At 60.2% G+C, this 14,727-nt stretch carries 6 protein-coding genes; 3 read left to right on the top strand and 3 right to left on the bottom strand.

Annotated features, from left to right (window positions below):
• Positions 1-3 precede the first annotated feature (3 nt).
• Both AC06G5_RS15215 and AC06G5_RS15220 read right to left on the bottom strand, forming a co-directional pair.
• Positions 4-1,044 (bottom strand): homoserine dehydrogenase, encoded by a 1,041-nt coding sequence (locus tag AC06G5_RS15215; protein ID WP_480459845.1) that lies wholly within the window; start codon positions 1,042-1,044, stop codon positions 4-6.
• Between the two features lie 481 nt (positions 1,045-1,525).
• A complete protein-coding gene (locus AC06G5_RS15220; protein ID WP_480457335.1) occupies positions 1,526-2,317 on the bottom strand; it encodes a hypothetical protein in 792 nt (263 codons plus the stop codon).
• Between the two features lie 651 nt (positions 2,318-2,968).
• On the opposite strand from AC06G5_RS15220, the gene AC06G5_RS15225 reads away from it, so the two are divergent.
• Entirely contained in the window at positions 2,969-4,144 is a 1,176-nt protein-coding gene (locus AC06G5_RS15225) for a sensor histidine kinase (RefSeq protein WP_480457337.1), read from the top strand.
• 335 nt (positions 4,145-4,479) lie between these two features.
• Positions 4,480-5,040 (top strand): lipid-binding SYLF domain-containing protein, encoded by a 561-nt coding sequence (locus AC06G5_RS15230; RefSeq protein ID WP_480457339.1) that lies wholly within the window; start codon positions 4,480-4,482, stop codon positions 5,038-5,040.
• 93 nt (positions 5,041-5,133) lie between these two features.
• Here AC06G5_RS15230 and AC06G5_RS15235 read toward each other — a convergent pair whose 3' ends face one another.
• The gene (locus AC06G5_RS15235) at positions 5,134-5,661 is read right to left on the bottom strand and encodes a GNAT family N-acetyltransferase (protein WP_480457341.1); all 528 of its coding nucleotides are present in this window, start codon (positions 5,659-5,661) and stop codon (positions 5,134-5,136) included.
• 390 nt (positions 5,662-6,051) lie between these two features.
• On the opposite strand from AC06G5_RS15235, the gene AC06G5_RS15240 reads away from it, so the two are divergent.
• Positions 6,052-14,706, top strand: a complete 8,655-nt coding sequence (locus tag AC06G5_RS15240) for a glycoside hydrolase family 94 protein (RefSeq protein ID WP_480457343.1) — start codon at positions 6,052-6,054, stop codon at positions 14,704-14,706.
• The last annotated feature ends 21 nt before the right edge of the window (positions 14,707-14,727 follow it).

Genomic DNA, 14,727 nt, shown 5'->3' on the forward strand with positions numbered 1-14,727 from the left:
CTCTTATTTGCCGTGGGCGGAGTGGATGGCGACGATATCCGACAGCAATGCGAAGGCCGTCTCGATACGCCCTGCCCCAGGCCCGGACACTGTGACAGCTCCCAGCAGTTCGGTATTGAATGACACGGCATTCGTAGCACCGCTGATTCCGGCAAGAGGATGTGAGTTCGGCAGTAACCGAGCTTCCACACTCGCTCGAACCGAGCCATCTGCTGCACGATCGGCTGAGCCAATCAGTTTCCAGCTCGCGCCATTGGCACTTGCCTGGGCAATATCTTGCGCGCTGATATTGCTGATACCCGAGCATGCTACATCGCTGACATTCAGTCGTGCATTGAGCAGTTCGTTGGCCAGGATCACCACCTTGAGGCGTACGTCAAACCCTTCCACATCGGCGGTTGGATCTGCCTCGGCGTAGCCGAGCTGTTGCGCTTGTACGACGGCATCGTTGAACGCCAGGCCGTCTTTCATCTGGGTGAGCACGTAGTTGGAGGTGCCGTTCAGGATGCCTTCGAAGCCTTGCACGTTGGCACCCGCCAAGGCCTGCCTGGCCAGACGAATTACGGGGGTGCCACTCATCACCGCCCCCTCGTACTCGAAAGCAACCTGGTTGCGACGGGCCAATGCCTTGAGCTCGGCACCGTGCAGCGCAATAGGCCCCTTATTGGTGGTCACTACATGAATGCCGCTTTCCAAGGCCCAGCGGCAAAAGGTAGTTGCGGGCTCGCCATCCACCGGATTGGTGAAAGTGGCCTCAGCGATGATGTCTGCACCGGAATGCTTGATCACGGTTTCGTTGAAGGCCTCGGCATTGCCGCCGGGCAGTTGAGCGAGTGCGCCTTTCTCAACCGGCAGCGCAACCAACAGCTTTGCATCCAGACCGTCCTTGGCAACGATGGAGCCGAGGAACAGATCGGTGACACCGACAATTTTGATAGTGAAGCCCAGGGCCTCTTTCCATTCGGCATTACGATCGGCGACCAATTGGGCGAAGCCACGGTTCACGCCACCAAACCCTACCAAGGCAATTTTGTACTCAGTCATAACCGCTGTTCCTATATTGATGTTGTTCGATAGGAACAGCTTAAGAGCCGGGCTTTGGCAGTTGAATATGGCAGAGTGCTGTATTAGTTGGGCGTTTTGCCCAAGCACATTGCATCAGATTTGACCAGCACGCTTCGTAACCAGGATCGGCAAAGAATTGCCCACTGCCACCGGTATCGGCGACAGGCAGAAAGCGGCCAAAAGCGGTCGGTGGACAGATGAGTCCAACTTCCCGACCCCGCGCCACAACAACGGGAGGGTTCCGGTTTTTGTGAACGACTGGGATTGATTGCTTACCCGCCCAGTTCCGCCCCCATTGCCGCCATCCTCGTCAGTGTTTCGGACTGTGCGACAGATTTCGAAATAAAATCGCAAACCCCACGACGCTGCAGAGCTTGCGACTCATTGGCGATACGCCCCTCAAGCTTGCGGGACGTCTTCTACGGCCAAGCCTGCCGTGTTCATTACGGAGCGTGCTGGCCTAGTTGTGTACCTCAACCGCGTCGAAATCCGGAGCGTCTGGGGCGTCCGCCACATCCTCCCGGGCATCGTTCGCCTCGACTTTGGCAGCCTCTCTGGCTGCTTTCGCGTCAGCCTTGGCGGCGTCCCTGGCTGCATCTGCAGCGGCCCGGGCAGCATCTCTGGTTGCATCTGCGCCCGTTACGCCAGCAGCTTTTGCAGCGTCCCTGGCGGCATCCGCCTCAGCCCTGGCGGCGTCCCTGGTTGCATTTGCACTAGCTTTTGCCGCATCCCGGGCTGCATCTGCGTCGTTTCTGGCAGCGTCCCTGGCTGCATGTGCGGCATCGTTGTCATTGTCGTCCGCGTTGTCGTTGTCTTTCGCGTTGTCGTTGTCATGCGCATTGCCCGGGCCTCTGTTTCCGGCCATACCACCATGGTCAGCGTCGCCGCGCCCCGGGCCTCCATGACCGTCACCGCCATGGCCTGCTGCACCATGATCGCCACCCTCTCCATGGCCGCCGCCACCATGACCGCCACCACCGTCACCACCGTGACCGCCACCTCCGGAGCCTCCACTACCGGAGCCACCGCTGCCGCCACCGTGGCCGCCACCGCCTTCGCCGCCGTGACCACCGCCACTGCCGCCACCGTCACCGCCGTGACCACCGCCTCCGGAGCCACCGCCACCACCGCCGCTGCCGCCATCTTTGGCATACACGCTGGAGAAACTACCGATGTAATCGGGCACCAGGACAGTCGATGCCGACAGGACTCCGCCAATCGCCAGAGCCAATAAACATTTTTTGAGCTGCATGTTGCAACCTCCGCTTGGAGTTGCGTCGTCATCTCCGTATCGAACGCAATGTCCAGTGAGTTCCCGGCCGCCCATTGGGGCGGCCAGCCAACCGGCACGGTTATCAATCTGCAGCATTAACGAGCAACTGCGGTATCCGCACGATCCTTCAAAGCCAGTCAGTAACGTTGCGCGGGAAATTTTCCCACGCTTATGTTAGAGGAGTGCTTTCAGCCCGAGTTCAACAAATAAGTATCAGGACCAAAGCATGCGTTGAGCAAAAACTTCAATCTGACCCATTGGAGCATCGCCCCACAGCCGACCGGCTGGTTTAACGAGATGAGTTTTTTCAATGGGATAGACCAGGAGTCTGGCATTCGGATTTGCCTAGGGAACCCGGGTCAAATCAAAGAGCCAGTCATAGCGCTGGCTCGCCTGCCCGTGCTGGCATAGAGCGACTGATCGGGGCCGATTTCTGCCTTTGGCAAACGACAGCTTTGGGTTAGCGGCCTTCGCGACAGGTAGCAATCCATAAACGGTCATTCACAGCTGGTGTGCCCCCCCCCCCGAATGTCGAGGCCAATCACTGCGAAAGGGGTAAATCCTGAGGGTCCTTGCGCGAGTCGAGTCTATAATTTTCCAGATATCGGCCCCATTGGTCAGTGAATACAAATGCCCGCAGATGACGAGTCGCAGCCCGGTTCTGACGTTCTCTCCGACGAAGCTGACTGTGGCTTACTGCTGACCGCAGAAAATGGTGAGATCGCACAGGTCAACCTCACGTTCTGCCGCTGGTTAGGCTACCGGCGAAAAGAGCTGCTCGGTCGTCACATCCAGGAATTGATGAGCCTCGAGGGAAGGACGTTCCACAAAATGTACTGGGCGCCCCTCATGCAGATACAGGGCGTCGTGGCTGACGTGAAGTTCGACCTCGTTCACTACAACGGACATTCCATTCCAATGATGCTCAGCGCCATCAGCTGTGAGCATTCTGCTGGCATATTCCATGAAATGACGCTGTTCAAAGCCGCAGATAGCCAAAGGTACGAGCGCGAACTGCTCAATGCCCGAATGCTTGCCGAAAGGCATTTGGCGAAACACCTCAAGGACCAACGCGTACTGGATATGACCCAAGACAAGTTGCGTATCACGTACGCTGCGGCTGAAGACAGAGCCCTGTTCGCCGAGCAGCTTATCGGGATTGTCAGTCATGACCTGCGCAACCCATTGTCGGCGATAAAAATGGCGGCGGAACTGCTGGGCCGCAGGGAGATGGATGCTAAACAAGCACAAATACTTGGCCACATCACCCACTCGGCAGCGCGTGCACAACGCCTGGTGGGCGATTTGCTGGATTTCACCTTGACTCAGGTCGGGCGAGGTATCGCAGTCCTGCCCAAACCCGTCGATTTACACGAACTGGTGGCCGATTGCCTGGACGAGTTGAGCCTGGCTTTTCCCGGGCATAAGTTGATCCATCTGCGGTATGGGCAAGGTGATTTTTCTGCAGACAGTGATCGGCTCTATCAGCTCATCGGCAACCTGGTCGCCAATGCAGTCGCCTACGGCTCCGCCGATAGCGAAGTCACCGTTTCTACACGAGTTGAAAATCAAGCGGTCATTATTACTGTGCACAATTTTGGCACCCCAATACCTGAGGTGTTGCTTGGGGATTTGTTCGAACCGATGATCCGTGGCAGTCATGACAATGCCGAACTCAGAAGTGTCGGGTTGGGTCTGTTCATCGTTCGGGAGATTGTAAGGGCGCACTACGGCGAAGTGGCTGTAACTTCTACTATCACCACCGGTACAACATTCACTGCAACCTTCCCTCGCACCTTAAATTAGCTTGGATTGCCCCTCACTCAGCCCCATCGCCCCTCCATTACTAGCCGACGATAGCCTGGCGGACTGGCCACTATATTGGGTCGTTATATACCCTTCACGACACGCAATAATCGGCCAAAAGCAGCCCCTGACGACGAACCTTGGCCCTTACACAGTGGTCACAACAAATGATGGCATCGCGACTGATCAAAGGCCCTCGGTCTGCTCCACTCAAGCGCGACGCTTGCAAATCACACACTTTAGGGTGCGCCGGATAACTTTCAGTGGGTTCGGTCCTGTTCAACGCGGGCGCGGACTGCTGCTTTCATCCAATGCCCCCTTGTCGGAGTACGCAAATGACTCAATCAATGCGCTTCTTCCTGTCGATCTTCCTTGCAACGGCATCATTGGCCTCGGCGAGTCTCCTGAACACTGCGGGTGCGGCTACCGCCGAAGATCTGAATGCTGACTCTCGGCAAGCGTTACAAACGCTCTACAAGACCCAGCCCTTTTCTGAAACCATCTCGCACAAAGCCAAGGCTGTGCTTGTCTTCCCGAAAATCATCAAGGCGGGCCTTGTATTCGGCGGCAGCTATGGCGAAGGCGTATTGATGAAGGGCGCGAAAGTAGAGGATTACTACAACTCCGTCAGCGGTTCATGGGGGCTACAGGCAGGCGCCCAGTCATATGGCTATGTGGTTTTCCTGATGACCGACAAAGCCGTGAAATATGTCGCTGAAACCAAGGGTTGGGAAATCGGCATAGGACCAACGGTTGTGGTGGTTGATGAAGGGGTTGCGAAGAACCTGTCCAGTTCGACGCTGAAGGACGACGCGTACGCGTTTATCTTCGATCAGCAAGGGTTAATGGCCGGGATCAGCATCGAAGGCACCAAGATTTCCCTGATCAAGCGTTAAAACCGGTCCCGCAGGACAATCAACCGCCTGCATACCGGTTGAATCCACAGTCAAAAGCGTTCATTGAGCAATGGCTCTGTTGCTGAGTGAACGCTATGGGGATTGGGGCACCCGCCACGACATGGCGCATCGGCTACCGGGTTCGAAACCGTGGCCATACTCTTGTGCCAGGATGTCTGCCAAACGCCTATCCAATGTTGCCCCGGCGTTTTCCCGGAACCCTAGACGCCGGTAAAAGGGGGCATTCCACGGCACCTGGGTAAAGGTCGTCAGAGTCACGCAACGCAGCTGGTTGGATCGCGCATGGTCCATCGCCGTTTCAACCAGCTTTCGCCCCCAGCCCTGGCCCTGCATGGACTGTCTGACCGACAACTCATCAATATGAAGATCACTGCCATGGCGTTCTGCGCTCAGGAAGCCTTGAGGCTGCCCTTGAGCATCCACGGCAACCCAACACATCGATAGCGCGATTAACTGCCGATGGCGATCGACTGTCAGGGTGGCGGCATCCGCAAGCCAACCCAGTCCTTCGATCGAACGGAATGCCTGCGCAGCGGAACGTTCAATGCGGGGCAACAACGACGCATCAGCGGGCACAGCCAGGCGAATGTGTGCAGGCATGAGATTTCTGGTCTGTGGCTCGGTGGAAAAATGGATTTGACAGCTGTGCGCTCAGTAGAGATTAAGCTTCTGGATGTTTGTGGACATATGTCAACTGCCGTTTGGAATCATAGACGGTCCGTCGCGAGCGGCCGTTATGGGTCGACAGCTGCCCTGAGTGACAGGCAGCGAACGGCCAAAAGCGGCCTCTTGGATCGTTCGCCTATCACACTGCCCCCTGCGGCCAACATTGCCTATGTTCGCTAGCGAACAGACTTCGCCCCGATGAATAACCCACACTCATCGGTGGAATGCTGCGCCCGGCGGCGCAACGCCCGCACACCTAGCCTGGCGTAGAACCGCCTTCATTCCACATGCGACCTGCCCTGCGCGGGTCGTACGAAGGATTTCATGCAAAATATCCTAACTCGCACGCTGTCCAGCCTTTGGCGCTCACCGGCCATCTGGCTCAGGTGGAGTGCAGCGCGGCACAAGTTCGAGTACGAGCCCATCCTGCGTTCCGACCTGTTCAATGCGCAGCAGATGGCAGACCACGGTATCGTACTGGCACGCCAACATGTGCTCGGGCGTCTTTCAAGAAAGGACGCCTTGCTGGGCCGCCTGACTGACAACCAACTGCTTCTGGAACGTAGTTGCGCAGCGCTCAAGACCGTACAACTGTCCAGCCGACGCGCCACCCCTGCGGCGGAATGGCTGCTGGACAACTTCTACCTCATCGAAGAAAACATCCGTACCGCCAGGACCCACCTGCCCGACGGCTACAGTCGCGAGTTGCCACGCCTCGCCGAAGGTCCTTCGGCAGGCCTGCCGCGGGTCTACGACATCGCCCTGGAAACCATCGCTCACGGCGATGGCCGGGTCGACGCGCCGAGCCTGGATTGTTTCATCGCTTCTTATCAGACCATCACGCCGCTGGCCCTGGGCGAGCTATGGGCAATCCCGATCATGCTGCGCCTGGCGCTGATCGAGAACTTGCGGCGCGTGGCGTCCCGGGTAATGGCCAACCGGGATGACCGTAACCTTGCCGATGACTGGGCCGATCGATTGATCGAAATGGCCGAGCGCGACGCCAAGAGCGTGGTATTGACCGTTGCCGACATGGCGCGATCGGCACCGCCGATGACGCCTTCATTCGTTGCAGAACTGGCGCGCCGCCTGCACGGGCAAAGCGCCGCGCTGATATTGCCCATGGCATGGATAGAACAAACGCTCGGTGAGTCCGGCCTTACCGTCGAACGCCTGGTGCAGATGGATGCCCAGCAGCAATCCGGTGACCAGGTGTCCATCAGCAACAGCATCGCCAGCCTGCGGTTGCTGGCGGCGACCGACTGGCGCGAGTTCGTCGAGCTGCTCAGTCATGTCGAACAGGTATTGTGCACGGACCCGGCGGGTATCTACGCGAACATGGACTTTGCCACCCGCGATCGTTACCGCCATGTGGTCGAACGCCTCGCCCGGCATTGTGTGCAGTCTGAAACCAAGGTGGCACAAGCCACCATCGAACTGGCCAGCACCACACAGCCCACGGCCGGTGTATCCGGGCACGTGGGCTATTACCTGGTGTCTGACGGGTTGCTCAGCCTGGAGCAGGCGCTACACGCCAGCGTGCCGCTGCTCGAACGATGGAAGCGCCTGCTGCAGAGCGCCCCGTTGAAGTTCTACCTGTGCCCTGCACTGCTGCTGACACTGCTGTTGGCCTGGCCATTTCTCAGCAGCGCTTATCGCAGCGGCACGCCAACCTGGTGTCTGGTCCTGCTCGCCGTGCCCGCGTTATTGATGACCAGCCGTCTGGCGATCGGGCTGGTCAACTGGCTGGTGACCCTCACGGTAGCCCCGTCGCTACTACCCCGCCTGGACTACAGCAAGGGCATACCGGCCGAGGCGCGTACGCTGGTGGCGGTGCCTACGATGTTTGCCAACGCTGGCGACATCGAGGCTCTGGCGGAAGGCCTGGAAGTGCGATTCCTGGCCAATCGCGATGCAAACCTGCATTTTGCGCTGCTCAGTGACTTCATGGACGCCCCTGCCGAGGTGATGCCCGAGGATGCCGAATTGCTCGCACTGGCGCGCCAACTGATCGAGGCGCTCAACCACAAATATGCCGATGACCAGGTCGACCGGTTCTTCCTGCTGCACAGGCCCAGGCACTGGAGCTCTACCGAGCGGGTATGGATGGGGCATGAGCGCAAGCGTGGCAAACTCGCCGAGCTCAACGCATTGCTGCGTGGCAAAGGGCAGGAGCGCTTTGCATTGATCGTCGGTGATGTCGCGCCACTGAGTGCGGTACGCTTCGTCATCACCCTGGACACCGATACCTTGCTGCCACGGGATGTCGCGCATCAGTGCATCGGGACCATGATGCACCCGCTGAACCATCCGGTATTCGATGAACAGAGCGGCAAGATCGTCAGCGGTTACGCGATCCTCCAGCCACGTGTGGGGATCAGCCTGCCCAGCACGGCACGCTCGACCTACGCCCGCCTGTTTGGCAGCGATGCAGGTATCGACCCCTATACCCGCGCCGTCTCCGATGTTTATCAAGACCTGTTCCACAACGGTTCCTTCATCGGCAAGGGCATCTATGCCGTCGACGCCTTCGAACAGGCACTCGAAGGCTGCCTGCCCGACAACCGCATCCTCAGCCATGACTTGATCGAAGGGAGCTACGCCCGCTGCGGGCTGCTCAGCGATGTACAACTGTATGAGGAATACCCGTCTCGCTACAGCGCCGATGCCAAACGCCGACACCGCTGGATTCGCGGAGACTGGCAAGTGCTGTACTGGGCCTTGCCGTGGGCACCGAAACCCCAGGGAGGATTCGCGCCCAACCTTCTGAGCAACCTCGCCCGCTGGAAGATTTTTGACAATCTGCGCCGCAGCCTGGAGCCAGGTGCCTTCCTGGCCATGCTGGCATGGGGCTGGTTGGGCTCGAGCGAGGCCATCTCCTGGACATTGGCAGTGCTCGGCCTGGTATTTCTCCAACCGGTACTGCAGTCGGTACTGGCGCTGGTACAGAAAGCTGCCGATATTCCATTGGGGCAACACCTGGGCGCGGCATTGCGGACCTCGGGCCAGCATTTCATGCGAGCACTGTTGTCGATTGTCTGGTTGCCCTCCGATGCGTTGTTGAGCTTCGATGCGATTGGCCGCTCACTGTGGCGCATGCTGGTCAGCAAACGCCGCCTTCTGCAATGGCAACCTTCTCGTGAGGTGGAGCGCTCCAGTGGCAACGCGCTGTCCGGCATGTATAAAAGCATGTGGATTGCCCCTGCGCTGGCGCTGCTGCTATTCGCGGCCCTGCTCCCCTCTCTCTATGTACTCGCACTGGCGGCACCCTTGCTGCTGGTGTGGCTGGCGAGCCCGGCGATTGCCTGGTGGATCAGCCTGCCGACAACACCGGCGGGGTTTGCACCGTCAGCGCAAGACCTGCGATTCCTGCGCATGCTGTCACGCCAGACCTGGGCGTTCTTCGATCGCTATGTGGGCCCTGAGGACAACTGGTTGCCGCCGGACAACGTCCAGGAGATACCCAAGCCAGCCATTGCCCATCGGACCTCACCGACCAACATGGGCATGGCCTTGCTCTCTCACCTGGCGGCCCACGATTTCGGTTATCTGAGCAGCGGGCGCTTGCTTGAACGCATCACTGCAACCCTTGAGTGCATGGCCGGCCTTGAGCGTCATCATGGGCACTTCTACAACTGGTACGACACCGGGACACTGCAGCCGCTGGCGCCTCGGTATGTGTCCACCGTGGACAGCGGCAACCTGGCGGGCCTGTTGCTCACCCTGCGACCGGGGCTGCTGGGGTTGGTCGACACGCCCCTGTTCGATCAACGCAGCCTTGGCGGTTTGGGCGACACCCTCGATGTACTGCAGCAGGCGTTACAGGGCGCGGACCTCGATGACCGTGCCGTGCTTGAACTGCGCGCGAAGGTGGAGTCGGCGATTGTCCAGGACACCCCGGACAACCTCCTGCAATTACTCGATCTGGCGCAGGCCTTGGCAATCGACAGTCCGGCCAGCTCTGCTGAAGAAGCACACTACTGGCTGCAGGCATTGCAGGCGCAGTGTGCGGACCTGCGGGCAGAACGACTGCGCTTCTCGCTGCCGCAGGCACCCGCCCGGGCCAAGGCACCGGCACTCACCCTGCGGCAAATGGCCGAGCTCGATTGCGCGCTGTGGCTGCCTGCCGATCAGGCGCAAGTGCAGGCGGTACAACGCCTGGCTCGCGCACGAATCAGCCACATTGAGCGCCTTGCCGAATTGTCCGCGTCACTGGCCAGCATGGACTTCACTTTCCTCTACGATGCTCAGCGTGACCTCTTCTCGATAGGCTACAACGCCGACGAACGCCGGCTGGACAACGGCTATTACGACCTGCTCGCTTCAGAGGTTCGCCTGACCAATTTCGTGGTCATCGCCCTGGGCCAGCTGCCGCAACAGGCCTGGTTCACCCTCGGACGCTTACTCAGCAACAATCGCGGGGTGCCGGTGCTGCTTTCCTGGTCCGGATCGATGTTCGAGTACCTGATGCCCAACCTGGTCATGCCCAGCTATGAAGGTACGCTGCTGGAGCAGACATGCCGCGCGGCCGTCGCCTTGCAGATCGAGCATGGCAACCAGTTGGGCATCCCCTGGGGCGTGTCCGAGTCGGGTTACAACACCCTGGATGCTCACTTCAATTATCAGTATCGGGCATTCGGTGTTCCAGGCCTTGGCCTCAAGCGCGGGCTGGCCGAGGATACCGTGATTGCGCCGTACGCCAGCGCCCTGGCGCTGATGGTCGAGCCGCAAGCGGCCTGTCGCAACCTGCAACGCCTGGCTGCCCAGGGGTCGGCCGGTCGCTACGGCCTGTACGAAGCGGTCGACTACACCGAGGCACGCCTGCCACGTGGCCAGCGCTATGCGGTCGTGCGCTCGTTCATGGCACACCATCAGGGCATGAGCCTGCTGGCCTTGACCAGCCTGCTGCTGGACCGGCCCATGCAGCGACGTTTCGAGTCGATCCCGGCATTCCAGGCGACCGTCTTGTTGCTGCAGGAGCGCGTACCGAAAACCGCCGCGCCCTACCTGCATGCGGCCCAGGCGCCTGCCACAGGGGAAAACGCAGGGACGCAGGAAACCAGGCTTCGCGTGTTCGCCGATCCCGGGCGCAAGCGCCCCGCCGTCCAGCTACTCTCCAACGGCCGTTATCACGTCATGCTCAGCAGTGCCGGCGGCGGTTACAGCCGCTGCAACGACATCGCCGTGACCCGCTGGCATGAAGACGCGACCCGCGACAACTGGGGCATGTTCTGCTACCTGCGCGATGTCAGTAGCGGCGTATTCTGGTCCTCGGCCCACCAGCCGACCCTGCACCGGCCAGAAAGCCATGAAGCGATTTTCAGCGATGCCCGGGCCGAGTTTCGTGTTCGCGAGCTCGACTTCGATACGCACACCGAGATCGTCGTGTCTCCCGAAGACGATATCGAACTGCGCAGGCTGCACATCACCAACCGCGGCCGCATGCGTCGTAGCGTGGAGATCACCACCTACGCCGAGGTGGTCCTGGCGCCGGCAATCAGTGATGCCATTCACCCGGCCTTCAGCAACCTGTTCGTGCAGACCGAACTGTTGCCGGCGCTGCAGGCCATCGTCTGCACCCGCAGGCGGCGTTCCAGTGAGGAAGCAGTCCCCTGGATGTGCCACCTGCTGGCTGCCCATGGCGTGGACATCGACGCCATTTCCTACGAGACCGATCGCGCGCGATTCATCGGTCGAGGACGCAACGTTGCAGCACCGGCCGCGCTCGATGGCAATGTCCAGCAGCTGTCCGGAACCGCAGGTTCGGTGCTTGATCCGATCGTAGCCATCCGCTGCCGTATCGCCCTGGAACCCGGGCAAACGGCGACCATCGACCTGGTGACCGGCATCGCGGACAGCCGTGAGGGATGCCTGTACCTGATCAATAAATACCGCGACCGACACCTCGCCGATCGCGTCTTCGACCTGGCATGGACCCACAGTCAGGTGTTGCTGCGCCAACTCAATGTATCGCAGGAAGATGCCCGCCTGTTTGAACAGATGGCCGCTTCGATCATCTACGCCAATGCCTCGTTGCGCGCGGAAAATAGCGTATTGATGGCCAATCGACGTAATCAATCGAGCCTCTGGGGCCAGGCGATCTCCGGCGACCTGCCCATCGTTCTGCTGCAGATCGCCACCGTCGAGAACATCGAGCTCGTGCACCAGATGGTCAAGGCCCATGCCTACTGGCGGCAAAAGGGGCTGGTGGTGGACCTGGTCATCTGGAACGAAGACCAGGCCGGCTATCGCCAGCAACTCCAGGACTTGATCATGGGTGTGGTGACGTCCGGCAGCGAAGCCTCGTTGATCGACCATCCCGGGGGCATTTTCGTGCGTCCGGCACAGCAGTTGTCGAACGAGGATCGGACGCTGATCCTGTCGGTGGCGCGCCTGGTACTGAGCGAAGGCAACGGCGGCATTGCCGAGCAGGTTCATCGGCGTCACGCCAGCCCGGTGTACCCGGCGTTAGTCCCCACACTCAAGCGCCAGGCAAAGGCAACGACGGCCGCTACCCTACCCGCTATCGAAGGTTTGCTCCTGGGCAACGCCTATGGCGGCTTCAGTGCCGATGGCAGCGAGTACGTCATGACCTTGCAGCCTGGCAGGCCGACGCCGGCGCCATGGGCCAACGTGTTGGCCAATCCGCATTTCGGCACGGTGATGTCCGAAAGTGGTGGCGCTTACACATGGATGGAAAACGCTCACGAATTTCGCCTGAGTCCCTGGCATAACGACCCGCTCACCGACGCCAGCGGCGAGGCGATCTATGTGCGTGACGAAGAAACCGGGCATTTCTGGTCGGTAACGCCACAGCCTTGTCCCGGTACCGGTGCGTACCGTACTCGGCACGGCTTCGGCTACAGCGTCTTCGAGCACGATGAAGACGGTATCCACACCGAGTTGTGGGTGTATGTGGCGCTGGATGCTTCGATCAAATTCTCGCATTTGCAGATTCGCAATCGCTCAGGCCGCACCCGACGTCTGTCGACGACCTGCTATGTCGAGTGGGTGCTGGGCGACTTGCGCAGCAAATCAGCGATGCATGTGGTGACGGAAGCCGACCCCAGCAGCGGCGCATTTTTCGCCAGGAACGCCTATTCGATCGAGTTTTGCGAACGGGTGGCGTTCCTCGATACCGATTCAACCGACACCAGCACCAGCGGCGATCGCAGTGAATTCATCGGCCGCAACGGCAGCCTCAAGGCTCCTGCCGGATTACAGCAGGCACGGCTGTCGGGCCGTACCGGTGGTGGCTTGGATCCCTGTGCGACGATACAGGTGGCCCTCGACCTCGACAACGGTGATGACCAGGACGTGGTTTTCCGGCTCGGTGCAGCCAAGGATACGGCGTCAGCCCTGCGCCTGGTTCAGCAGTACCGGGGCCTGGGGGCGGCAACCGCGCAACTCGAGGCGGTACGCGAGCATTGGCGTTCGCAGTTGGGCGTGATTCAGGTCCAGACCCCCGACCCGAGCATCGATGTCATGGTCAATGGCTGGCTGATGTACCAGGTGATCGCCTGTCGCTTCCAGGCCCGCAGTGGCTACTATCAGTCCGGCGGGGCCATCGGCTTTCGCGATCAACTGCAAGACAGCATGGCGATGATCCATGCCGATCCCGCCAGCGTGCGTAGCCATTTGTTGCTGTGTGCAGCCCATCAATATGCCGAAGGCGACGTTCAACACTGGTGGCACCCGCCGCTCGATCGGGGTGTGCGCAGTGGCTGTTCGGACGATTATCTGTGGCTGGCGCTGGCGACCAGCCACTATGTCAACGTCACCGCAGACCTCAGCGTGCTGGCCGAACCCGTGGGTTACCTTGAAGGCCGCCCGCTCAATGCCGGGGAGGAGTCCTATTACGACCTGCCGGGCAAGTCGCACCTTGAAGAAAGCCTCTATCAGCATTGTGTACGCGCCATCGAACACGGCCTGCAGCGTGGCAGCCACGGCTTGCCCTTGATCGGCACGGGCGACTGGAACGACGGGATGAACCGGGTCGGCCATCTGGGCCAAGGGGAAAGCGTGTGGCTGGGCTTCTTCGGCTTCGATGTCCTGCAACAGTTTGCCATCACTGCCCAATTGCATGGCGACCCTGTTTTCGCACAGCGTTGTACCCAGCAGGCCGCCATGCTGCAGGCCAGTCTGGAGGAGCATGCCTGGGACGGTTCATGGTACCGGCGCGCCTGGTTTGACGACGGCCAGGTCCTGGGCTCGGCCAACAATGACGAATGCCGCATCGACTCGATCTCGCAAAGCTGGTCCGTACTGTCGGGTGCCGCCTCGCAAACCCGGCGCCGCACGGCCATGGCTTCATTCGAGCAGCACTTGGTACGCCCCGACACAGGCGCGGTTTTGCTACTCGATCCGCCCTTCGACACCGGCTCGCTCGAGCCCGGCTATATCAAGGGCTATGTGCCGGGCGTACGGGAAAATGGTGGCCAGTACACCCACGCCGCGGTCTGGGCCGGCATGGCGTTCGCCGAGCTTGGCGACAACGTCAGGGCCTGGCGGTTGCTCAACATGATCAACCCCGCGGGCCATGAAATCGCCAGCCGGATCGAAACCTACAAGGTCGAGCCCTATGTCATGGCTGCCGACGTCTACGGCACGCCGCCACATGCGGGCCGTGGGGGGTGGACCTGGTACACCGGGTCGGCCGGCTGGATGTACCGATTCATCGTGGAGTCATTGCTCGGATTGCAGCGTGTCGGTACTTCATTGCATATCGTACCGCTGCTTGCGCAGGGCTGGCCTGTCTACACGCTGCGCTACCGCTATGGGGAGACGAATTACCATATCAATGTACGTCCGGGCACGACCACTTCGACCACGCTGGACGGTGAGCTGCTGGGCAATGACGCGCTGGAATTGCTCGATGACGGTAAAGAACACCAGGTCCTGGTGACATGCCAGGTAAAAGCGCTCCAACCAGAAACCCCAGGGTGGGATAGAACCGTCGACGCCGATCTTGAGCGCTGAGAAACAGCGCTCTTGGCAGGC

This window comes from Pseudomonas sp. WT-JTC (genome assembly GCF_056711565.1).